This window comes from Flavobacterium limnophilum (assembly GCF_027111315.2).
GTDB classification, from domain to species: domain Bacteria; phylum Bacteroidota; class Bacteroidia; order Flavobacteriales; family Flavobacteriaceae; genus Flavobacterium; species Flavobacterium limnophilum.
The window spans coordinates 1,280,825-1,304,471 of record NZ_CP114289.2 but is presented as its reverse complement, the minus strand read 5'-3'; the positions used below and the strand labels follow the sequence as shown (position 1 = coordinate 1,304,471).

Genomic DNA, 23,647 nt, shown 5'->3' with positions numbered 1-23,647 from the left:
TTAAAATAAACGCCAATTAAAATTTTATTTTTTTTTTAATTTGGAGTTGTTCTAATTTGGAGTTTTTTGTAGAGTAGAAACAGTTTTAAGATTGAATGAATAATTTGGTATATGCACCAAAGAAAAAACCCCATAAATCATAAGATTTATAGGGTCTTGAAACCATTTGTTGTTAAACTTGTGGGCGATGAGGGGTTCGAACCCCCGACCCCCTCGGTGTAAACGAGGTGCTCTGAACCAGCTGAGCTAATCGCCCTTTCGGGATGCAATCCCTTTCGTTATTGCGAGTGCAAATATACAGTTACATATTGTATTTGCAAACAAAATTCGAAAATAAATTTAAAATTATTTTAAGTCCCAAAACAAACACTGAATCTTAATAGAAATAGCTGCTGATTTATTAAGGATGAATTGGTATAATATTATATTTGTACTACTAAAACAAAAACAAGAATGGCTCGATTTAAAGAAAATGACTTACCCAAATCAAAAATCACGGCAAGTTCACTCAGTAAAGCAACTATCATATTCCAATATGCCACAGGGCATCACTGGAAATTCTACACAGGACTAGTTTTTCTATTGCTTACTGGTGCCACGGCCTTGGCTTTTCCCAAATTGATGGGAATGTTGGTGGATTGCGTCAAGGACAAAAGTTATTCCCAAGTGAACAACATCGCTTTATTGCTGATTGGAATATTGTTTTTGCAATCCATTTTTTCGTTTTTCAGGGTGTCACTATTTGTTAATTTCACGGAACACACCCTTGCCAATCTTCGGCTTTCCCTGTACAGTAATTTGGTCAAATTACCGATGCAATTCTTTTCACATAAACGAGTTGGGGAATTAAACAGCCGCATCAGCTCCGACATTGCTCAAATTCAAGATACGCTAACCACCACCATCGCCGAGTTTTTAAGACAATTTATATTGATTATTGGTGGGGTAATTTTATTAGCCACCGAAAGTGTCAAACTCACCTTGTTGATGTTATCGGTAGTTCCACTTGTGGCGGTTGCAGCAGTTGTATTTGGTCGATTCATTCGAAAATATTCCAAAAAAGTACAAGACCAGGTTGCCGAAAGCCAGGTTATTGTAGAGGAAACGATGCAGGGAATCAGTATTGTCAAGGCTTTCGCCAATGAATGGTATGAAATTGCAAGATATAAAGGAAAGATAAACGAAGTCGTAAAATTGGCCATCAAAGGCGGAAAATACAGGGGTTACTTTGCTTCCTTCATCATTTTTTGTCTTTTTGGAGCCATCGTTGCCGTGGTTTGGTATGGCGTTCGATTGAGCATTAGTGGCGAAATGAGTGTGGGACAATTAATCTCTTTCATATTGTATTCCACTTTCGTGGGGGCTTCTTTTGGAGGAATCGCCGAATTGTATGCCCAAATCCAAAAAGCGATTGGAGCCACCGAACGTGTTTTTGAATTATTGGACGAAACTCCCGAGAAAATCAATTCGACCCAAAATTCGCATTCCGTTCAAAAGATACAAGGCAATGTCACTTTCAAAAACGTGGGTTTCACCTACCCTTCCAGAAAAGAGATGAAAGTCTTGAAAGGCGTGAACTTCACTGCCAACTTTGGACAAAAAATAGCCATTGTGGGACCGAGCGGTGTTGGAAAATCAACCATCGCTTCCTTGTTGTTGCGCTTTTACGACATTGACAGTGGGGAGATTTTGGTAGATGGAAAAAACATCTACGATTATGATTTGGAAAATCTTCGTGGCAATATGAGCATCGTACCTCAAGACGTAATTCTATTTGGTGGAACCATCAAGGAAAACATAGCTTATGGAAATCCAGATGCCACCGATGAAGAAATTATGTTGGCAGCCAAACAAGCCAACGCCTTGAGTTTTATCGAAAGTTTTCCTGATAAATTTGAAACTCTAGTAGGAGAAAGAGGCGTTAAACTTTCTGGAGGGCAAAGACAACGTGTTGCCATTGCCAGAGCCTTGCTTAAAAATCCGAGTATTTTAATATTGGACGAAGCCACATCATCCTTGGACAGCGAAAGCGAAAAACTGGTTCAGGAAGCCCTGGAAATCTTGATGGAAGGAAGAACGAGCATTATTATTGCACACCGTCTCTCCACCATTCGAAGTGCCGACCAAATTTTGGTTTTGGACAAAGGAGTGATTTCCGAACAAGGAACCCATCAGGAATTGATTGCTTTAGAAAATGGAATTTATAAAAACTTGAGCCATTTGCAGTTTAGTCATTCTTAAAATTTAATTCAAATAAAAACCACAGGTTTCAAAAACCTGTCGGGTTTAAACTGACTACTGAAAACTGCAGACTGAATACTCTTTTTATTTCCCTTTCCTCCTGTCGCGTTCCGTTTTTATCATTTCCAATTCTCGGCTGGTTTGTCCCGACACCGAGGTGTTTTCTTCGGCACGGCGAATCAAGTACGGCATCACGTCTTTTACGGGGCCAAATGGCAAATACTTGGCCACATTATATCCATTGGCTGCCAAATTAAAACTAATGTTGTCGCTCATTCCGTATAATTGGCCAAACCAAATTCGGTCATCATTCAATTTGATTCCTCTTTCTTCCATCAAATCCATCAAGAAATACGTGCTGGCTTCGTTGTGCGTTCCCTCAAAAATTGACATCGTATCTATGTGGTCAACCATATATTTCACGGCTGCTTCATAATTTTCATCCGTAGCTTCTTTTGAAGGACAGATAGGAGTTGGATACCCTTTTTCAACGGCGCGCTCGTTTTCTTTTTCCATATAAGCACCACGAACCAGTTTCATTCCGATATAAAATCCTTCTTGTTTTGCTTTTTCGTGCAATTTTTTCAAATAATCCAATCGATTCCAACGGTACATTTGCAAGGTATTGAAAACAATCGGCTTCGCTTTATTGTATTTTACCATCATTTTTTCGACCAAATCATCTACCGGGTTTTGCATCCAGCTTTCCTCGGCATCAATCAACAACGCCACATCACTATCATAAGATGCCTTGCACACTTTGTCAAAACGCGCCACAACCTTGTTCCATTCTTCGGTTTCGGCTGCATTTAATGGTTGCCCTTCCCCAATTTTCTCGTATAAATCAATGCGTCCAAAACCTGTTGGTTTAAAAACGGCAAACGGAATAGCTTTCTTTTCTTTGGCAAACTCTATCAATTTCAAGGTTTTTCCCAAAACGGCATCAAATTGTTCTTCTTCTTCTTTTCCTTCCACGGAATAATCCAAGACAGACGAAACGCCTTTGGTAAACAATTTGTCTACAACCGTTAGACAATCATCCTCATTTACACCACCACAAAAATGGTCAAAAACAGTGGCACGAATCAAACCTTCCACCGGAAGATGGGTCTTTAGGGCAAAATTAGTTACTGCGGTTCCTATTCGAACAAGTGGTTCATTGGCAATCATTTTAAAAAGAAAATAAGCTCTATCGAGTTCGGTATCGCTTTTTAAAGAGAATGCAATTTGTGTGTTTTTGAAAATATTTCGCATTTTTTGTTATATTTTTATACAAATATAAAGAGAGTTTTGAATATTATTCCCCAAAAATTACCTTATTTTGCCATTCAAATTAACGATATACTATGCAGCCAATTCAAGCCAACAATTATCCAATATATTTCAACGAAAAAGGATATGAAGCTCTTAATTTATTCCTGAAAGAAAGCAAATATTCCAACCTATTCATCATTGTGGACAGCAATACCGAAGCGTTATGTTTGTCAAAATTCCTGCCTTATTTAGCCACTGATATACATACGGAAATTGTTGAATTTGAAGCTGGCGAACCAAATAAAAACATAGAAACTTGTGTCGAAATTTGGAATGTTTTGACCGAATTGGGTGCCGACAGAAAAAGCCTTGTCATCAATTTGGGTGGCGGAGTTGTCACGGATTTAGGCGGTTTTGTTGCTTCTACATTCAAACGAGGAATGGATTTCATCAATATTCCGACGACATTACTTTCTATGGTAGATGCTTCCGTAGGCGGTAAAACAGGTGTTGATTTAGGCAATTTGAAAAACCAGATTGGCGTAATTAATGTACCGCAAATGGTACTTATTGACACCCAATATCTAGAAACACTTTCCAAAGAGGAAATGCGCTCAGGATTGGCCGAAATGCTCAAACACGGATTGATTTACGACAAGAAATATTGGGAAAAATTTCTGGATTTGAAAGCCGTGGATTTTGCCGATTTTGATGAATTGATCTACCGTTCCGTCGAAATCAAGAATGAAGTCGTAATCCAGGATCCAACAGAAAAAAATATTCGTAAAGCCTTGAATTTCGGGCATACTTTAGGCCACGCCATCGAAAGTTATTTTCTGGAAAACGAAAACAAGAAATCCTTGTTGCACGGAGAAGCCATTGCCATAGGAATGATTTTGGAAAGTTATATCTCATTGGAGAAAAACTTGATAAACCTTGCAGAATACAATCAGATAAAAACTACAATAAAATCAATCTATGATGAGGTTGTTTTTGAAGAAAGCGACATCGACCCCATCTTGGAATTACTCATTCATGACAAGAAAAATGAATACGGCAACATCCAGTTTGCCTTGATTGACGGTATCGGAAAAATATTAATCAATCAATCTGTTGAAAACGAATTGATTCTAAAGGCTTTCGAAGATTATAAATCTTAAAGTTTTTTTATAAAAAAGGGTTGCATTACGTCTATTATATTTTTTACATTTGCAGGAATGAAAAAAAATCAAAACCAAAGAAATTATAGTTCCATCAAAATCGAAAGCAATAGCTCTTTTCAAAGAATATTGAAGCGTTTTTATGGCATTAAAGGGGCTTTTAGTTTTGACCTCTTCCAGTATTTGAAAGCCGACCACGAGAAGCTTCAAATTGTTTATGCCAATATCAGGGTTTGAATTTTAGTTTAATTTATTTTCCAAATACAATTAACCTAAAATACTAAAAGTCAGATGAATACAAAATATTTCGATTTAATAAATCAAACCTATTATTTTCCTCAAGAAGAGTTTACTTTAAACAAAGACAACCTCGAATTTCACAATATCGACTTGATGAAATTGGTGGAAAAATATGGCACCCCATTAAAATTCACTTATTTGCCGCAAATTTCCAACAACATCAACAAAGCCAAAAACTGGTTTCGCAAGTCGATGGAAAAGAACAATTACGAGGCCAAATATTACTATTGTTATTGCACCAAAAGTTCTCATTTTCAATACATAATGAACGAGGCTTTCAAGAACAATATTCACATCGAAACCTCTTCGGCGTTCGACATCAATATTGTTGAAAATTTGTTGGAGTCAGGTAAAATCAACAAAAGCACTTACGTGATTTGCAACGGTTTCAAAAGAGACCAATACATTGAAAACATTGCCCGATTGATCAATAATGGACATAAAAATACTATTCCAATTATTGACAATTACGAAGAATTGGATATTTTGCAAGACAAGATCAAGCGAAAATTCAAAATTGGAATTCGTATTGCAGCCGAGGAAGAACCAAAATTCGAGTTTTATACTTCTAGATTGGGTATTGGTTACAAAAACATAGTCCAATTTTACAAAAAACAAATTCAGGAAAACAAAAAGTTGGAACTTAAAATGTTGCACTTTTTCATCAATACCGGTATCAACGACAATGCCTATTACTGGAACGAATTGGTAAAATGTATCAAGGTTTACGTGGCTTTGAAAAGAGAATGCCCAACCTTGGACGGATTGAACATTGGTGGTGGTTTTCCAATCAAAAATTCCTTGGCGTTTGAATACGATTACCAATATATGATTGACGAAATCATCAATCAAATCAAGATTGCCTGTGACGAAGCCGAAGTGGATGTTCCCAATATTTTTACTGAATTTGGTTCATTTACAGTTGGTGAAAGCGGTGGAGCCATTTACCAAATTTTGTATCAAAAGCAACAAAATGACAGGGAGAAATGGAACATGATTGATTCCTCTTTCATCACCACTTTGCCAGACACTTGGGCAATCAACAAACGTTTTATCATGTTGGCCGTCAATCGTTGGAATGATACATACGAAAGGGTCTTACTGGGCGGAATGACTTGCGACAGCGATGATTATTACAATTCCGAGCAAAACATGAATGCCATTTACTTGCCTAAATACAACAAGGAAAAACCTTTGTATATTGGCTTTTTCAATACGGGAGCTTACCAAGAAACCATTGGCGGTTACGGAGGATTGCACCACTGCTTGATTCCACAGCCGAAACACATCCTGATAGACAAGGATGAAAATGGAATATTGGCAACCGAAGTATTCTCGGAACAACAAACAGCCGATCAAGTTTTGGAAATATTAGGATACAATAAAAAATAAACAGTTAACACACAATCAGTTAATTTAAAAATTCGTTACATTTGAAAATGTTTTTCATTGTTTCGTTTTTTAAATCTTTAAATTTAAAAAAATGAGTAAAGGACCAATCAGTCAGTTTATCGAAAAGCATTATTTGCATTTCAACTCTGCATCTTTAGTTGATGCCGCAAAAGCCTACGAACAACAATTAGCCAATGGTGCAAAAATGATGGTAAGTATGGCTGGTGCAATGAGTACCGCCGAAATTGGGAAAATTTTTGCCGAAATAATTCGCCAAGACAAAGTGCAAATCATTTCTTGTACTGGTGCAAATCTCGAAGAAGACATCATGAACCTGGTAGCACATTCACACTACGAAAGAGTGCCACACTACCGTGATTTGACTCCAGAAGACGAATGGGCTTTATTGGAAAGAGGACTGAATCGAGTTACCGATACTTGTATTCCTGAACACGAAGCATTCCGTCGTTTGCAAAAACACATTTACAAAATCTGGAAAGATGCCGATGACAAAGGAGAAAGATATTTCCCTCACGAATTCATGTACAAGATGTTGCTTTCGGGAGTTTTGGAAGAATATTACGAAATTGACTTAAAAGACAGCTGGATGTATGCGGCTGCCGAGAAAAATTTACCTATTATTGTACCGGGATGGGAAGACAGCACCATGGGAAACATTTTTGCTTCCTATGTAATCAAAGGGGAACTAAAAGCCTCGACCATGAAATCAGGAATAGAATACATGACTTTCTTGGCTGATTGGTATCCAAAAAACAGCACGAATGGTGTAGGTTTCTTCCAAATTGGTGGAGGAATAGCCGGAGATTTTCCAATTTGCGTTGTTCCAATGTTGTACCAGGACATGGAAATGCACGACATTCCATTCTGGAGCTATTTTTGCCAAATTTCAGATTCGACAACCAGTTATGGTTCGTATTCTGGAGCTGTGCCAAATGAAAAAATCACTTGGGGTAAATTAGACATAAAAACCCCAAAGTTTATTATCGAGTCGGATGCCACTATTGTTGCTCCTTTAATTTTCGCTTATTTGTTAGATTTATAGAATATTTTATGAAAAGAGTAATTGTTGACTACGCAAAACTTACACACGAAATCTTGAACTTATTGGTAGAAAGATTTCCTGATGGCTATGATGATTCAAACATTATCCGCTTTAGAAACGCAAAAAACGAATTGATCGAAGCCGTTGAAGTACGAACTGAAGACACTATTTATTTAGTAAAAGTGAGTACCAAACTTGCCGACAGAATCGAAAATTATGATGAGGACGATGAAATAGAAATCGAACCAATCGCAGATATCAGCTTGGACGATGATGACGATGCACCATCCGATGACGATGACGACAAGCCAGAATACAAAGACGATGATGTTTCCGGAGAAGACGACGACGACGATGACGATGCAGACGAAAGCGACATCCCTGAAGATGAGGATGATGAAGACGAGGAATAATTAATTTTCCGACATAAATATTATAAGGAACTCCTAATCGAGTTCCTTTTTTTATTACTTTAGTCAAAAATATACGCCATAATGACAACATCCATTTTACACGCCAAACTCAAAGAAAATTTCGGGTTTGAAAAATTCAGGCCCAATCAAGAAGACATCATCAATTGCATCCTTTCCGGACAAGACACATTGGCAATTATGCCAACCGGCGGAGGGAAATCCATTTGTTTTCAGCTCCCCGCTTTGGTCCTGCCGGGAATCACGATCGTGATTTCGCCGCTGATTGCCTTGATGAAAGACCAAGTCGACAGCTTGAAAGCCAACGGAATTGCTGCCTGTTTCATCAACAGCAGTCAATCCAATGAAGAACAAGAATTTCATTTTCAAAACCTAAAAGACAACAAAGTCAAGTTAGTTTATGTGGCTCCCGAAAGTTTATCTTATCTCGAAAATGCTTTCAGTCAAATCATTGTGAGTTTAATTGCCATTGACGAAGCGCATTGCATTTCGGCTTGGGGACACGATTTCCGTCCGGCTTATACCAATTTGGGTTATCTAAAAAACCGCTTCCCTTCTACTCCAATTCTGGCATTGACCGCAACTGCCGATAAAGCAACCCGAACGGATATCACGGAACAATTGAATTTGGTCAACCCAAAAACATTTGTTGCTTCATTCGACAGGAAAAATTTAAGCCTGGAAGTGCGTCCTGCTTTAGACCGTGTCAAACAAATCATCGATTTCATCAAAGACAAGCCCAACGAATGTGGTATTATCTATTGCTTAAGCCGAAAAACCACGGAAGAGCTTGCCGAAAAATTGCAAAAAATTGGAATTAACGCCAAAGCTTATCATGCAGGTTTGGACAGTAAACTTCGTTCGAAAACGCAGGATGAATTCATAAATGACGAATGTCAGGTAGTTTGCGCCACTATTGCTTTCGGAATGGGCATCGACAAATCCAATGTGCGTTGGGTTATTCATTACAATTTACCCAAAAATATTGAAGGGTATTATCAAGAAATTGGACGTGCCGGTCGCGATGGTTTGCCATCGGAAACGGTTTTGTTCGAAAGTTATGGCGACATGATCCAGTTGCAAAAATTTGCTTCCGAAGGCTTGAATGCCGAAGTACAATTGGCCAAACTGGAACGAATGAAGCAATATGCAGATGCACTAAGTTGTCGTCGAAAAATTTTGCTTTCCTATTTTGGGGAATTGGTTACCGAAAATTGCGGCAATTGCGACATTTGCAAAAATCCACCCGCTTTTTTCGATGGAACCATCATTGCCCAAAAAGCATTATCGGCGGTAATTCGTTTGCAAGAATCGGAGGCATTACCCGTGATTGTTGACTTTTTGAGAGGTTCCAAAAATGCTTCCATTTATGACAAAGGTTATCAGAATTTGAAAACATACAATGTAGGTGCCGATATTTCTTGGTATGATTGGAACCAATACATCATTCAACTAATCAATTTAGGCTATTGCGAGATTGCTTTTCACCAGCAAAACAAAATAAAATTGACACCCTTTGCCAAGAAAGTTTTGTTTGAAGGCGAGAAAGTACAATTGACAACGGTTCAAAAAATAAGCAAAGACAAACCAGAAATTAAAGAACGAGCAACTAAAGCATCAGCCAATTCCCTTTTTGAAACTCTTAGAAAACTGCGCGCCGAAATTGCCAAACAAGAAGAAGTTCCTGCTTACATCATTTTTAACGACGCCACTTTGAAACAACTCGAAGCCGAAAGACCAATGAGCGATGAAGAATTCTTGAATATTGACGGCGTTGGTAGAGCAAAACTGGAAAAATACGGAGATGTCTTCATAAAAGCGATTATTGAATTTCAAAAAAACAAAACCGTTCGAACTAAAAAAGAAGGCAGCACATACAAAGAAACGCTAGAAATGTATCAAAGGGGGTTAACCGTTGACGAAATTGCCGGCAAAAGGAATTTAGGCGTTAGCACGATAACATCGCATTTGGCCAAATTATACAGCGATGGACATCCAATAGATTTTAGTTCTTATATTTCCAAGGAAGAAATTTCAAAAATTGCGGCAGCCAAAATTAAACTGGAATCGCCAAATGCCTTGAAACCCTACTTTGATTATTTCGAGGAACAAATCGGGTATGATAAAATCAGGATTGGCTTGGCAATGATTGAGAAAGAGGCACAAAAATAAAAAATTGCCACAAAGTAGCTAAGTCACAAAGAAAAAGAAGTTTGTAAATTCATTTTTCCGAATTTACAAACTTCTTTCAATTAATCTTAGCGTCTTCGTGGCAAAAATTTACAAATACCGTTCCTGAAAAACTCTTTGATGGTGTTTCAAATGTCCAATAATTAGAAACCCTATGGCTCTCACTGAAATTGGATGATTGGATGCAATCCCCATTCTGGTCAATTGTTCTTCCGAAAAACTTTTGAACAACAATAAATTGGAATGTCTGACGGCGGAAAATTCGGTCAACAATTCCTGGATGCTTCGACCATTGGCATTGGTGTTTTCTACATAATCATTTTCCTCAAATCCCGGCAACGGTGTTTGGTCGTTTCTGGAAATTCGCAAGGCACGATAGGCAAAAATTCTTTCGGCATCAATAATGTGCTGGATAATATCCTTGATTGTCCATTTGCCTTCGGCATACCGATAATCAAATTTGTCCATTGGAATTTCACGGACAAATCTGATAAAATCGTGTAAACTGATTTCTAATTCTTCCAATAATTCTACATTTTCAATCGCTTTGATGTAAGTCGCATTGAATGCAGAATATTCATTTTCGGGCAATTGATTGGAATTCATATCTTTTTCTTTTAGGGTTTTACCAGTATTTATTAGAAAGACAAAACCATTTGAACCGTTAAGTTCATTAAGAAAATTAAGATTTGTAATAGTCCTTAATTTTCTTAATGGTTTACAACACTTCCTCAAAAAACCTGAATTTTTATCTTTCTAAACAATCTATTTATTTTTAAGCCGAGTTCCTGCTCGCATTGGTGTTTCCAAAAAGCGAACGAGTCACAATCTTCTCGTAGGTTTTTATCAACTCCAAATCCGGATTCTCGTCCTTGTTCAATTCGTTTATTCTCAATAAAGCATATTGTTGTATTGTCAACAATGGCAACACAATACGCTCTCTTATGTCAATAGATGCTTTTCCATCAGGATAGTTTTCCATCAAACCTTTATGTCCGGCTATTTTCAACAACATTCTTTTGGTTTCCAAAAATTCTTCATAGATAATTTGCCAAAAATCTCCAAATTCAGGATCTTTTCGCATGTAAGCCGTTAAAGGAAAGAATGATTTTGCCAAGGACATCATGCTGTTTTCCAACAGAGTTTTAAAGAACAAAGAGTTGTTGTATAAATCCTGAACCATTTCCCATTTTCCATTATCCTCAAAATGTTTTAATGCAGAACCCACACCAAAGAAACCGGGTACGTTTTGTTTCAATTGACTCCAAGAACCCACAAATGGAATCGCTCTCAAATCGGCAAAATCCAAGTGTTCTGATTTGCTTCTTTTGGATGGACGGCTGCCAATATTGGTTTTGGCATAATATTTCAAGGTACTCATTTGCTCCAGATAAGGGATAAATTTAGGATGATTCTTGAAACTCAAGTACTTTTCATATCCTAATTCCGCCAACTGATCCAAAATATCCGTTTCACCACTGGTCAATTCGTTTTTATCTTTACTAAAAATATGATTGGTAACCCCGGCACTCAACAAGTTTTCTAGATTATAACGACATGAATCCAAGGTTCCAAAATTAGAACTGATAGTTTGCCCTTGCACGGTAATCTGGATTTCGTCGTTTTCGATTTTTGGCCCCAAGGAAGCGTAAAATTTATGTGTTTTTCCACCACCACGCGCTGGAGGTCCACCACGACCGTCAAAGAAAATAGCGTGAATTCCATATTTTCTGGACATAGCCGTCAATTCTTTTTTGGCTTTGTAAATACTCCAATTGGCCATCAAATAACCACCGTCTTTAGTTCCGTCAGAAAAACCGAGCATTATGGTTTGTTTCTGGCTTCTGTCTTTCAAATGACTGGCATACGCCGGATTGTTATATAATTTTTCCATGATAACATGCGCATTTTGCAAATCATCCACTGATTCGAACAAAGGAATGATATCCACGGACAAATTATCCCAGCCGTTTAAATGGAAAAGTGCGAATGTTTCCATAACATTCAAGGCACTTTCATTATTACTGATAATGTATCGGTCAGCACCGGATTCACCGTTGGATTCCTGGATTTTTTTAATGGCTTGTATGGACTCCAAAGTCGATTTTGTTATCTCGTCATCAAAAACATTGGTGTCAAGATTTCCCTTGGCATTGGACAAAATATTGATTTTTTCATCTTCCGTCAATTCAAAATAATTCTCTGGAAATACTGTTGAACCTGAGTTCAAGTGAAATTGAACCACATCCTTGAAAACGGCATCGTGTATTTTGCTGTTTTGACGAATATCCAAAGAAGCGAAGTGGAATCCAAACAAATTCACTTTAATAAGCAAGGCTTCCAATTCTTCGATGTATAAAGATTGGTGTTGTTCGATCACGATGGTCCTAATTTTATACAATTGAGTTTTGAATTCATCCAAAGTGATGAAAATTTCACCTTTGGAATAAAAAACCGAACGATACAATTTTTGCTCGAGTTCAGCCACCAAAATATCCACACCCGGAAAAGTCAATTTTCTTTTCAAGCTCCTCATTTCGATATAGTAGCATTTCAATATTGAAGTTCTAAGTCTTTCTGACACCTTGAGAGTAATTTCTGTTGTTACAAATGGGTTTCCATCACGATCACCACCCGGCCAAAAACCTAATTTTATCAATTGATTTTGAATAAAATCACCATTAAAAACGTTCTTTTGGAGGTAATGTACCATTTCGCCAGCCGTTTCGTAAAACACGTTTTCAAGATACCAAATCAAACTTACCGCTTCGTCAAAAGGATTTGGTTTTTCGTTTTGGATAAAAGGCGTTTTTCCTAATTGAGCCAACAATTGTTTGATTTCCAAAAGATCATTTTTTCGAATCGAATCCGTTAAATCATTGATGATTCCCAATACCGGCCCAGGATAAAACTGGGTAGGATGTGCCGTTAAAACAGTTCTGACATTGAAGTTTTCCAGAAAATCAACCAATTCTTCTTTATTATTCTTGGCATCCGATTTTTCTTTGATATCACGCAAGGAACCTCTTCCTTCCATATTGTTCACCACCGGAAAAGCAGCATCTTCAATAGCATCAAAAAGAACAATTTGGCGTTCGATGTATTGAATAAAACGAAACATTAAATCAATTTTTTCCGATTCAGAAACACTATGCAGGTATTTCTCGGTAAAAAAATCAACAATTTCTTTAGGTGTTTCCTGTTTTTTAAAACCATTGTCACAGACATCCGTAAATAATGGAAGCAGAACTCCTGTATTATCTATGGAATCAAAAGGCAAGGTGATAAAAACACTATTGTAAATGTGATATTTTGAAAGAACTTCTTGATTGAAACGTTCTATTTTTGGAAGCGTATACATATTGCTTAATATTTAATTATTGTTGGTTTAGTTTTTTGTTTTAAAAAAAAACCTCAAGAATTCACTTGAGGTTATATATTGCAATAGCTTTCAAATGAATTACATATTCTTGAAAATAGTATGCATCAAACGCTTTTTGTCATTTATGCTTTCTTCCAATGAAATCATGGTTTCGGTCCTGTAAACACCTTCGATATCATCGATCATAAAGATTACGTCCTTGGCGTGCTTAGTATCTTTGGCTCTAATTTTACAGAAAATATTAAATTTTCCAGTTGTAACGGAAGCAACGGTTACAAACGGAATCTCGTTGATTCTTTGCAAAACAAATTTAGTTTGTGAAGTATTATTCAGAAAAACACCTACATAAGCTATAAAAGAATACCCAAGTTTGTCATAATCAAGAACTAACGACGAACCCATAATTATGCCCGCATCCTCCATCTTTTTAACCCTTACGTGCACGGTACCGGCAGAAATCAAAAGTTTTTTTGCAATGTCTGTAAATGGAATTCTTGTGTTGTCAATCAACATATCCAATATCTGGTGGTCTACTTCATCTAAACGGAACTTACTCATAATTCTTAAATTAATATTATTAGTTGCAATTGCAAAAATTTACATTTCAAAAAACGGTCGATATTTTAACAAATCATCAAACCGTTAACAAAATTCGAGTTGTTTTCTATATAAAAATCAGCTTTTTGATCTAATTCAGGAATATTACGTTTATCGTCTTTATACAAAGCACCTTTTGCATCATATTCAACATGTCCAAAATATTCATCTAATTCGCCTATTTTTGCTATGTAAGCATTAAAACAAACCTGATTTCCAATCAACTCTTCTTTGTATTGTGCTGCAAAATTCGTGATTATTTCAATACCATCATAATTTATTTTGATATTTTTATATATAAAATCATAAAAAACGACTTTATTTTGAGGAATACTCAAATAATTATCAAATTCACTAACAACTATATCGTTTTCGTTTAGTATTTTAAAACTAGAAATCAAAGCCATAAAAATGTATTTCCGAGTCACTTCCCTCTCATAATCATTTGGAAAATGTCCTGCCTCAAACAAAACTGTCGGAACACCCAAATACTGGAAAGTATCCCCAATACAATTGATATTAAATGAATCGTCAAAACGCCCAATCTGCCCCGGAATATATTGCTGCAAAACATTATTTATTCCTGCAATCAAGTTGATTGCCTTCAATCGGGATTCGTTAATCTCCCTAGCTTCGTTATAAGCTGGCGCCAAAAAAGACACCGTAGCCGGCTTACCCGTGTCTGCAACTCCAAAAATGGTGCGTTGGTCGTGCAGATTAAAACAAAAATCAGGTTTAAAATTCTCGAAAGTTGCTCTCAAAATCCTGCTTTCCGGCTGCGAAAGATCTTGTGAATCGCGATTCAAGTCCATATTATTGGCATTGGCACGAGTGTACAACTTTGCTCCATCAGGGTTCAACATCGGAACACAGCAAAAAGTAAATGTGTTTAGCAAATTGTGCGCTAATTCCGAACCGTTATGCAACACATTTATAAAATCAAAAAGCCCCTTTGTGGTCGTGCTTTCATTTCCGTGCATTTGGGACCAAAGCAGAATCTTGATTTTTCCAGTACCAATTTGATACTTATAAATAGGCTTATCCAATACCGACTTTCCAATAACTTCCAATTGATTATTGGTATTTAACCTGTTCAACAAAGACTCTATTGAGTCCAAAGTTATATAACGACCCTGCAATGACTTCTCTTTGTTTTGGTCGAATAATTGTTCTAAATCCATGGGTATAATTTTGTTTTACAAAAGTAAACATCTTTATTTTTACATTTGTAAACTAAAGAAATTGACAATTATTTATTTCTGTAAACAGGTTTAAACGGAATTAATCCGTTTCAGCAGCATCAATTGTTGACAAATGTTTAACTTTAGATTTTTAATACTTAAGTCGCTAATTATCATTTCATTAAATACATTTACAAGAAGTTTAGGTTTTAAACAAAAAGCATTATTATATTGTTTTACAAATGTAATTTTGGTGTATTCAGTCTTTTTGATTACATTTGTAAAACAATTAATTTTTAAATTAATTTACAATGGTAAACATAGAAGATTTTATAAAAAGACTGGAAATTATACTGGATTACTACAGTTTAAATGCCTCTTCATTTGCCGACAAAATAGGCGTGCAACGCTCTAGTTTGTCCCACCTACTTTCTGGCAGAAACAAACCAAGCCTTGATTTTATACTTAAAATTTTGGATGTATTTCCCGAAGTAGATTTGTATTGGGTTTTGAAAGGAAAGGGAACTTTTCCGAAATCGGAATTTGAAAATGTCATGAATCTTTCGACTCCCACTCCAATTGTCAACAGTCCAATTATGGAAATCAAAATGGAGAAAACTGCTGATTTATTTTCCGGAGAATTGCAAAGCAATAAAAATCCCGCAGAAGAAAAAAATCCAATTACTTTTCCGAATATGCAAAACTCGGTGATTCAAGAAAAGAATTCGGAAATTGACCGAATCGTCATTTTCTATAAAAATGGAACTTTTAAAACCTATTCGCCAGAATAATTATTTTTCGGCACTAAAACCTAGTTCAGGATTTTTTCCATACACACCTTCGAAGTGCTGCAGTAAAATTTTCAAATCGGCTTCATAATTTCCCGTGGGATAAAATAGGGTTCCAATGCTTATCGTTTTTCTTCCAAAATCAAATGCTACCGGAATAATTGGAACATTTGCTTTTAAGGCAATATAATAAAAACCTGATTTCAGTTCGTCGACTTTTTTTCTGGTGCCTTCCGGCGCAATAGCCAATCTAAATTCTTCGTAATCATCAAATATTTTTGCAATGCTATCCACCTTGTTCAAACTTCCCGAACGATCTATTGGAGCACCACCCATCCAGCGGAAATAATATCCGAATGGAAAACGGAACAACTCCTTTTTTGCTATATAATTCATTTCAACTCCAGTAATCCCTCTGGTAAATATTCCTAAATAGAAATCATGCCAGCTGGTATGGGGAAGAACCATCAAAACGCATTTTTTGATATTCTCATCAATGGCGCCTTCAATTTTCCAGCCCATAAGCTGAAAGAAAATAAATTTGTAAAAACTTCTCTTCATTTAGAACCTATTTTTCAGTAAAAATAATATTATTCTGCTATTTTTGATAAAAATATTTTCAATGTTCAAAAAACTGTTCAGTTACATCATTCCGCTCAATATTTTCAAACAAAAATCCACCATCAGTCAAACGCTGGAAGTCACCTGGACAGATGGCGAATTGGTTTTGGACAGTAAAAATACCAACTATTCTTATGGAAGCCTGCAGCGCATTTTGAGAAAAGGCTTGAAATTTATTGGTTTTGAAAGAATCCAGACGATGGACAAGATTCTCGTTCTAGGAGTGGCTGGCGGCAGCGTCATAAAAACTTTGGTTGACGAGATTCATTTTGAAGGAAAAATAACTGGAGTCGAAATTGACAAAGCCATAATCGAGATTGCCAACGAATATTTTCATCTGGACCAAATTCAAAACCTGGAAATTATCATCGATGATGCCTTTGAATTTGTCTTGAAAACCAAGGAAAAATACGACTTGATCATCATCGATGTTTTTCAAGACGTCAGGATGCCCAACTTTCTGTTTGAAAAATTTTTCATCGACAGGATTTGTTTTTTATTAAACTCCAAAGGTTTTATCCTTTTCAACACCATGGTGTTAAATGACAAGCAAAAGCAACTCAATCTGGATTTTTTCAATGCTTTTGACGCTACTAAATACACCGTGACCAAACTGCGAAAAATAGAAGAACTAAACGAGTTGATCATAATAGAAAGCTAATTTTAAATCGCTTTCTTTACTAAAAACGACGCAAATATTTCGTACATTCGAGGTGAATTTCCAGCATTAAATGACATGAAATCAATACTAAAAAAACTGTTTTTGGGCAACCTGTCCAAGGTGGAAAAACCCGAATTCAATCCAGTACAAAAACGAATTCAAAACATCAATGCGATTTGGAACAACAACCACCAAAACGACAATGGAATAGAAAAACTGGTTCGCTTGTTTCTTTCTTCCTCCCAATTACTTTTTCCGGGAGTTTACATCAAATATTTGGCTTATTTGATAGGTTATGAATATCGGGATTTGGCCCTGGATTTTTATGTGTTGCTCAAAGTGATATTCCCACTACTGATTTTGATGAATCATTGGCAAGAATTCAACTTTGTTATTTGGTTAATGATTTATGTATTGCTCGAAACCGTTTTGTACATTCCCACATTGATTTTTGCATCGGACATGATTTCAAAACCCAATTCTTATAAAAGGTCGATGCTCCTGCTTTTCTTGAATTATGTGGAAATCATATTTTCGTTTGCCGTTTTGTATTCTTGCGGGAATTATTTGAACCAGCCGTTTCAGCATTGGTTTGACGCCATTTATTTCAGCACCATCAATTCGGCTTCCATAGGTTATGGCGATTTTTACCCAGTGACTACCATAGGAAGGGTTTTGGCCACCGCCCAAGCCTTCTTGTTCTTGTTTTTTGTGGTGCTGTTCATGAACTTCTTCACTACAAAAATAAAAGCCAAAGGTTATTTCGACAATGAAAATGAATCTTGATTCTTCAGTTTATTTTTGTCCAAAAAAAAGGGAAACCAACTGATTTCCCCTTTTAATTAATTCATTTTTTTGATGTCGTCACTTATATCGACTTCGATGACCTTGCCATATTTCTCGGCAATTTTCTTGATGTCTTCTGATTTGCCTATCAGTACAAACTGCAATTTGTCCTTTGGGAAATATTTGGCGATAATTTGGTTGGCTTTTGCCAAGTCAAGACTGTCCACGTTTTTTTCGAAATTGTTGATGAATGATTGGTCAAAATTATACCAAAACATTTGCGACAACAAGCCGGCCAATTGTTCCGTGGTTTCATAATCCGGTGGAAACTGTCCTTTGACATAATTTTTGGCCGAAGTCAATGCTTTTTCATCAATTCCTTTCGTATGCAAATTTTTCAATACTTCCAAAGCTTTGTCAATCGCTGGTTCCACTGTTTTAGAAGCCGTGAAAGTGGAAATATAAAAAGAACCGCCATTTTTCAAATTACTAAATCGGCTTCCTGCTCCATACGTCAAACCCGAATTTACTCTTAGTTCATCATTCAACATTGAAGTAAAACGTCCTCCAAAAAGAGTATTGACCACTTCAATCGCCACATAATCAGTATTGTTTCTGCTCACTCCGGGTGCTCCAATATAAAAAGTAGTTTCCTTAGAATCTCCTTTATTGACCAACAAAACCCTGCTTTCCGTTGGAAAATTGATTGGTTTTGAAGCCAGATTTCCAATTTTAGTAGCCGATTTTTCCCAACCAGAGAACAACTTAGTTATCGTTGCTTTCATTTCATTAACCTTGAAATCACCAACGATGCAAATGGCTGCCTCATTGGGTTTGTAATTGGTTTTATAAAAATCCTTCACGTCATTTACAGTCAATTTGCCAACGGTTTCCTTGTTTCCATTTTTAACATTGGCATAAACATGATTCCCATACAATAAGGTATCAAAATAAGGACCTATTACGGATTTTGGACTTTCTTTTTGTTGTGCCAATGAAACCAACAACCTGCTTTTCTCCTTTTCGAATTCGCCAGCATCAAAAACTGGATTAAGCAAAATTTCTTTAATGATGTTCAAAATTTTGTCTTTGTCCTTGGATGCAAAATTGGACGAAAGTCCCGCAAATTCTTTTGTGGCATAAGTATCTACTTCGGCACCTAGAAAATCCAACTCTTCGTCTAGCTTTGTTTTTGTAAAGTTTTTGGTGCCGTGTTTGAGCGAAACAGCCGTCAATGAGGCCAATCCTGCTTTATCATAATCATAAATAGCGCCTCCGGGAAGAACGACCGAAACACTGATAACAGGCACATCGTGTTGCTCCATCAATGAAACCGTAAGACCGTTTGCCAATTTGAAAGTCGTGTAATTGGGTAATTTGAATCCTTGTGCCGATAAGTTACCACTAGTAATTACCAGTAAACACAGTATGAGTTTTTGAATATTTTTCATAATTATTCTTCTACATTGGTTTTTAATACGGCTACTGTTCGGTTGCTTTTGGTCAAATATTTTTGGGCAACTCTCTGCACGTCGGCAACAGTGACTTTGTTGTAATTAGCTGGAGCGTCAAACATTTTCCTGTAATCCCCGAAAAATACTTCGTAGGTTCCTATATTGTTCGATTTACCGTTAATGGTTTCTACCTGATTGTAAAACTCCATTAGTTTCTGGTTTTTTATTTTTTGAAGTTCCTTCTCGGTGATGCCGTCCTTTTTAATTTTTTCAATCTCGGCATAAACTGCTTGTTCCAAATCGGTTTCTTTCACATCTTGGTTGGCGACAAGATAAAAATTAAAAAGAAAAGGGTCGAAAGTATCTCCATAATCAGTGCCCACTTGGGTAGCCAATTCTTTTTGATCCACGAGTGTCGAATACAATCGAGACGAATTTCCACTTGAAAGAATAGAGCTCAGGATATTCAAGGCATAATAATCTTCATTCTTGGATTCCGGGGTTTTATATCCAATCATCATATAAGGTGTTTCCACTTCTTTCTTGATAGTGATTCTTCGTTCTCCGGTTTGGGCTGGTTCTACGATATGCACTTTGGGCGGAGCTGGTTGAGCTGGAATCGGTTCGAAATATTTCTTGGCCAGTTCCTTTACTTTTTCCAATTTCAAGGCACCTGAAACCACCACCACACAATTGTTTGGCGCATAATAGGTTTTGAAATAACGCTCCAAATCTTGTTGCGTCCAGTTTTTCATGTCGTCCTCATAACCAATAACTGGCCAATGATACGGATGTTCTTGAAAAGCGGTTGCCTGCAAACCCTCGGACAAAGGTCTCCAAGGGGAATTTTCAATACCGGTGCGACGCTCACTCAACACCACTCCTCTTTCGCTTTCGACCATTTTTGGATCAATGCTCAAGCTGGAAATTCGATCTCCTTCGAGGTCAAAAATAATTTCTGCAGAAGCAGCGGGAAACCAATCGGTGTAAACCGTAACATTTTCGGTGGTGTAGGCATTATTGGCTCCTCCATTGAATTCCATCGTGCGGTCAAATTGTTTTGGACCGTATTTTTTGGCTCCGTTGAACATCATGTGTTCAAAAAAATGGGAAAGTCCCGTGATTCCTTGGTATTCATTTCGGCTTCCCACTTTGTAAAAAAAGTACATATTGGCGTTGGGAATGGAGAAATCTTCAACAACCAAAAATTTCATTCCGTTGTTGAGCGTAAACGTTTTTACATCATCGGCTTTTATTTGTGCCTGACTAGTAAAGACCAGCAAAAGTGCCAGATGGAAAATTATTTTCTTCATAAATTATAATTATTAAAAATTAAAAATATTGTTTTTACATCAATTTTCTCGCTTTTTCCAAGTCTTCTTTGGTGTCAATGCCAATACCGATATGGGAAGTTTCAACCATTTTGATGCTTTTTCCAAATTCCAGATAGCGCAATTGCTCCAATTTTTCGGACGCTTCCAATGATTTCATCGGCAGATTGTAGAAATCCATCAAGGCTTGTTTGCGGAAAGCGTAAATCCCGATATGTTTCATGTAACGAACCCCCACATTTGCTTCTCTTGGATACGGAATTATGGATCGCGAAAAATACAACGCAAAACCATTTTGGTTCACGACCACTTTCACGTTGTTGGGATTGTTGATGTCAGCTTCGTCTTTTATTTCACACATCAAGGAAGCCAAATCCACTTTCTTTTCGGTGTCGTTTTTATAAACTTCAATTAGTTTTTCCAAAGCTGCCGTGTCGATAAAAGGTTCGTCGCCTTGCACGTTGACCACAATATCCACATCCATATTTTCTACGGCTTCGGCAATTCGGTCGCTTCCGGATTCGTGTTCCTTGATGCTCATTATGGCTTTGCCCCCATTGGAAGTTATTTCTTTAAAAATCAAATCGGAATCAGTAACCACGAAAACATCGTCAAAAAGATTGGACTTTTTGGCGGCTTCATAGGTTCTTAAAATCACGGTTTTGCCACCCAAATCTTCCATTAATTTGGCGTGAAATCGAGTTGAGGCGTAACGTGCGGGAATGACTGCTATTATTTTCATTTTATTTTATTTTTGCCACGAAGGCGCTAAGCCGCAAAGGTATATTTTTATTTACTCTTGTCTGATTTCTGTAAACTCGTATTCTTTATTGTCAAATTCCGAGCTTAATTTTTTAGCCTTGAATTTGACATTATTATCATCCAACATTTCTACTGCATAAACATCTGGTTCGTCACTATCTTCATATTTCTCGTAAAACACGCCGTCTTTCACCCACCATTTTCCTTTTTCAACAAAATTTTCCACCTCGCAATTTTCAATTGTTGTGTACATTAATATGTAGGTTCCATTTTTGTTGCGAATTTGAATCCAATACTTGGTTACCCCTCGAATTTGATTGTCTTCTTCAGAACCACTCCAAGTTCCTGTTAATTTGTTTTTTAGTTTATCGTCATCAGATTTTTTTATTGTCATAAAAGACAAAAACAGAAAAGCAGTTAGGATTAGTAAGGATAATTTGGTTCTCATATAGATTTTTATTTTTTAGTTGTGGTCACGAGCGGGACGCTCGCGCTAGCTGGGGGAAACATCTAGACTTGCTAATATTTTAATTTTACTCTTCTTTAGTTTTATTCTTGATACCAAACTTTTCCTCTATAATTTCTTTAAAATATTTTTCCTTTTCTATATGAAACTCTTTACCAAAGACCTGTTCTTCAATTGTTTCATACATTTCTAAATATTTTTTTAATGATTTATATTGAAAAGTCACTATGAATGAAAGTATAATTACGAATATCCAATTAAATGGCTGTCCTATTAATACACTTAACGAGATGAATATTAGGAAAGAGATTATTATTTTAGATATCTGCAAAATTATTTGTATAATCATATCTCCAGTGATAAAGATTTGTTTATATGAAGAATTATGAGCAAAACCAGATGCATATCCAATCCCAACTCTATGGAAAAAACCCTCTAATTGGCTAAATAAAATTTTCTTTCTAACTAATAAATTGATTCTAATATATTGTTTTTTAGCTATGTCATAAATTAAAGAAGAAATAATACTAGTTGAAATTGCAAGGATGATTAATCCTCTAATATCATTTTTTAAAAAGCTAATTATTTGGTCTATCATCATAATTATTTATCTTTTTTACGTTTTATAATTGCTGCAATAACTCATAAATATTCATATCATTATTAAAGAGAATATTTAATCTAAATTATTTTTATTCAAATATACCATTTTCCCACAAAACCCCTTACATAATCTTCACCGAAGTCATACTCAAGGAACCCGCCACTAATTTGTCATTGAACAAACTTAATTCTTCGGTTTTGTCTTTTAAACCCAATGTATAAATCAAGGGCAAATAATGGTCTGGCGTGGGAATCGCTATTTGTAAAGCCTTGCTTTGTTTTTCATAATCAATAAGCGGTTGAAAATTGCCGTCCAATAAATAATTGTTTACCGTTTCCCTGGCTTCAATTGCCCAATCGTAACCGTAATTGTCTTTGTCAAAATTAGGAAAATCGACCAATCGCAAATTATGAACGATATTGCCGCTGCCAATTATCAGGATTCCTTTTCGGCGTAAATCGCTTAATTTCTTGGCCAATTCAAAATGATATTGCGGTGATTTGGTATAATCAATACTCAACTGGATTACGGGAACATTCGCTTCGGGATACAAGTGTTTAATTACACTCCAAGCTCCGTGATCCAAACCCCAATGTTCGTCCAGTTCCACTTCAATTGGTTTTAATAATTCCTTGGTTTCCACTGCTAATTCAGGACTGCCTTTCGCAGGATATTGCACATCGAACAAGGCTTGCGGAAAACCTCCAAAATCGTGAATGGTTCGTGGCATTTCCATTGCGGTGACCTTGGTTCCATTGGTAAACCAATGCGCCGAAATGCATAAAATGGCGTTGGGTTGCGGCAAGGTTTTGGCCAAGTCACGAAAACCAGTCACGAATTGGTTTTCCTCAATGGCATTCATGGGACTTCCGTGTCCCAAAAATAAAACCGGCATTTTTTCGGTGTTTGGAAAAGTGCTGGATATTTTATGTAAATCATTCAATGAGTTCATAACCATTTATTTTATAATAATTCTTTCCTCT

22 protein-coding genes and 1 tRNA gene are annotated in these 23,647 nt (G+C 36.5%); 10 read left to right on the top strand and 13 right to left on the bottom strand.

Going from position 1 to position 23,647, the window contains the following annotated elements; all coding sequences use genetic code 11:
- Nucleotides 1–181: 181 nt before the first annotated feature.
- Nucleotides 182–256 (bottom strand) — tRNA-Val (locus OZP13_RS05285).
- A gap of 197 nt (nucleotides 257–453) precedes the next feature.
- On the opposite strand from OZP13_RS05285, the gene OZP13_RS05280 reads away from it, so the two are divergent.
- A complete protein-coding gene (locus OZP13_RS05280; protein WP_281298899.1) occupies nucleotides 454–2,241 on the top strand; it encodes an ABC transporter ATP-binding protein in 1,788 nt (595 codons plus the stop codon).
- An 84-nt stretch (nucleotides 2,242–2,325) separates the two neighbouring features.
- Here OZP13_RS05280 and OZP13_RS05275 read toward each other — a convergent pair whose 3' ends face one another.
- On the bottom strand, nucleotides 2,326–3,495 hold the full coding sequence (locus tag OZP13_RS05275) for a proline dehydrogenase family protein (protein WP_269242784.1): 1,170 nt from the start codon (nucleotides 3,493–3,495) through the stop codon (nucleotides 2,326–2,328).
- Between the two features lie 92 nt (nucleotides 3,496–3,587).
- Here OZP13_RS05275 and aroB point away from each other — a divergent pair, with 92 nt between their 5' ends.
- The 6 genes from aroB to recQ all read left to right on the top strand — a co-directional run bounded on the left by aroB (nucleotide 3,588) and on the right by recQ (nucleotide 10,013).
- Entirely contained in the window at nucleotides 3,588–4,655 is a 1,068-nt protein-coding gene (aroB, locus tag OZP13_RS05270; protein WP_269242782.1) for a 3-dehydroquinate synthase, read from the top strand.
- 57 nt (nucleotides 4,656–4,712) lie between these two features.
- Nucleotides 4,713–4,892, top strand: a complete 180-nt coding sequence (locus OZP13_RS05265) for a hypothetical protein (protein ID WP_281298898.1) — start codon at nucleotides 4,713–4,715, stop codon at nucleotides 4,890–4,892.
- A gap of 54 nt (nucleotides 4,893–4,946) precedes the next feature.
- Entirely contained in the window at nucleotides 4,947–6,347 is a 1,401-nt protein-coding gene (locus tag OZP13_RS05260; protein WP_269242780.1) for a type III PLP-dependent enzyme domain-containing protein, read from the top strand.
- Nucleotides 6,348–6,438: 91 nt separating this feature from the next.
- Nucleotides 6,439–7,410: a deoxyhypusine synthase family protein gene (locus tag OZP13_RS05255; protein ID WP_281298897.1), complete on the top strand. Its 972-nt coding sequence runs from the start codon at nucleotides 6,439–6,441 to the stop codon at nucleotides 7,408–7,410.
- 8 nt (nucleotides 7,411–7,418) lie between these two features.
- Nucleotides 7,419–7,823, top strand: coding sequence for a DNA primase (locus OZP13_RS05250; RefSeq protein WP_269242779.1), 405 nt, complete (start codon nucleotides 7,419–7,421; stop codon nucleotides 7,821–7,823).
- Between the two features lie 81 nt (nucleotides 7,824–7,904).
- On the top strand, nucleotides 7,905–10,013 hold the full coding sequence (recQ, locus tag OZP13_RS05245) for a DNA helicase RecQ (protein ID WP_281298896.1): 2,109 nt from the start codon (nucleotides 7,905–7,907) through the stop codon (nucleotides 10,011–10,013).
- Between the two features lie 108 nt (nucleotides 10,014–10,121).
- Here the strand turns inward: recQ and OZP13_RS05240 are convergent, their stop codons facing one another.
- From OZP13_RS05240 to OZP13_RS05225, 4 genes are all read right to left on the bottom strand, one after another.
- Nucleotides 10,122–10,637, bottom strand: a complete 516-nt coding sequence (locus OZP13_RS05240) for a DinB family protein (RefSeq protein WP_269242778.1) — start codon at nucleotides 10,635–10,637, stop codon at nucleotides 10,122–10,124.
- A gap of 169 nt (nucleotides 10,638–10,806) precedes the next feature.
- Nucleotides 10,807–13,392: a phosphoenolpyruvate carboxylase gene (locus OZP13_RS05235; protein WP_281298895.1), complete on the bottom strand. Its 2,586-nt coding sequence runs from the start codon at nucleotides 13,390–13,392 to the stop codon at nucleotides 10,807–10,809.
- A 99-nt stretch (nucleotides 13,393–13,491) separates the two neighbouring features.
- The gene (locus OZP13_RS05230) at nucleotides 13,492–13,971 is read right to left on the bottom strand and encodes an Lrp/AsnC family transcriptional regulator (RefSeq protein WP_073371425.1); all 480 of its coding nucleotides are present in this window, start codon (nucleotides 13,969–13,971) and stop codon (nucleotides 13,492–13,494) included.
- A gap of 65 nt (nucleotides 13,972–14,036) precedes the next feature.
- The gene (locus OZP13_RS05225; protein WP_281298894.1) at nucleotides 14,037–15,191 is read right to left on the bottom strand and encodes a M14 family metallopeptidase; all 1,155 of its coding nucleotides are present in this window, start codon (nucleotides 15,189–15,191) and stop codon (nucleotides 14,037–14,039) included.
- 311 nt (nucleotides 15,192–15,502) lie between these two features.
- On the opposite strand from OZP13_RS05225, the gene OZP13_RS05220 reads away from it, so the two are divergent.
- A complete protein-coding gene (locus tag OZP13_RS05220; RefSeq protein ID WP_281298893.1) occupies nucleotides 15,503–15,982 on the top strand; it encodes a helix-turn-helix domain-containing protein in 480 nt (159 codons plus the stop codon).
- Here OZP13_RS05220 and OZP13_RS05215 read toward each other — a convergent pair whose 3' ends face one another.
- Complete coding sequence (locus tag OZP13_RS05215; protein ID WP_281298892.1) at nucleotides 15,983–16,540, bottom strand: 1-acyl-sn-glycerol-3-phosphate acyltransferase; 558 nt, start codon at nucleotides 16,538–16,540, stop codon at nucleotides 15,983–15,985.
- A 61-nt stretch (nucleotides 16,541–16,601) separates the two neighbouring features.
- Between OZP13_RS05215 and OZP13_RS05210 the strand changes: the two genes are divergently transcribed.
- Nucleotides 16,602–17,261, top strand: coding sequence for a spermidine synthase (locus OZP13_RS05210; RefSeq protein WP_269242776.1), 660 nt, complete (start codon nucleotides 16,602–16,604; stop codon nucleotides 17,259–17,261).
- A 75-nt stretch (nucleotides 17,262–17,336) separates the two neighbouring features.
- Nucleotides 17,337–18,047 carry a potassium channel family protein gene (locus OZP13_RS05205; RefSeq protein WP_281298891.1) on the top strand — a complete coding sequence of 237 codons (711 nt, stop codon included), beginning with the start codon at nucleotides 17,337–17,339 and terminating at the stop codon, nucleotides 18,045–18,047.
- Between the two features lie 56 nt (nucleotides 18,048–18,103).
- Here the strand turns inward: OZP13_RS05205 and OZP13_RS05200 are convergent, their stop codons facing one another.
- From OZP13_RS05200 to ygiD, 6 genes are all read right to left on the bottom strand, one after another.
- Entirely contained in the window at nucleotides 18,104–19,498 is a 1,395-nt protein-coding gene (locus OZP13_RS05200) for a M16 family metallopeptidase (protein ID WP_281298890.1), read from the bottom strand.
- A 2-nt stretch (nucleotides 19,499–19,500) separates the two neighbouring features.
- Nucleotides 19,501–20,814, bottom strand: a complete 1,314-nt coding sequence (locus OZP13_RS05195) for a M16 family metallopeptidase (protein WP_281298889.1) — start codon at nucleotides 20,812–20,814, stop codon at nucleotides 19,501–19,503.
- A 34-nt stretch (nucleotides 20,815–20,848) separates the two neighbouring features.
- The gene (gene kdsB, locus OZP13_RS05190; RefSeq protein WP_269242772.1) at nucleotides 20,849–21,574 is read right to left on the bottom strand and encodes a 3-deoxy-manno-octulosonate cytidylyltransferase; all 726 of its coding nucleotides are present in this window, start codon (nucleotides 21,572–21,574) and stop codon (nucleotides 20,849–20,851) included.
- 51 nt (nucleotides 21,575–21,625) lie between these two features.
- Nucleotides 21,626–22,042 carry a hypothetical protein gene (locus OZP13_RS05185; RefSeq protein WP_269242771.1) on the bottom strand — a complete coding sequence of 139 codons (417 nt, stop codon included), beginning with the start codon at nucleotides 22,040–22,042 and terminating at the stop codon, nucleotides 21,626–21,628.
- Between the two features lie 85 nt (nucleotides 22,043–22,127).
- Nucleotides 22,128–22,661, bottom strand: coding sequence for a hypothetical protein (locus OZP13_RS05180; RefSeq protein ID WP_269242770.1), 534 nt, complete (start codon nucleotides 22,659–22,661; stop codon nucleotides 22,128–22,130).
- A gap of 124 nt (nucleotides 22,662–22,785) precedes the next feature.
- Nucleotides 22,786–23,616, bottom strand: a complete 831-nt coding sequence (gene ygiD, locus OZP13_RS05175) for a 4,5-DOPA-extradiol-dioxygenase (RefSeq protein WP_269242769.1) — start codon at nucleotides 23,614–23,616, stop codon at nucleotides 22,786–22,788.
- Between the last annotated feature and the right edge of the window lie 31 nt (nucleotides 23,617–23,647).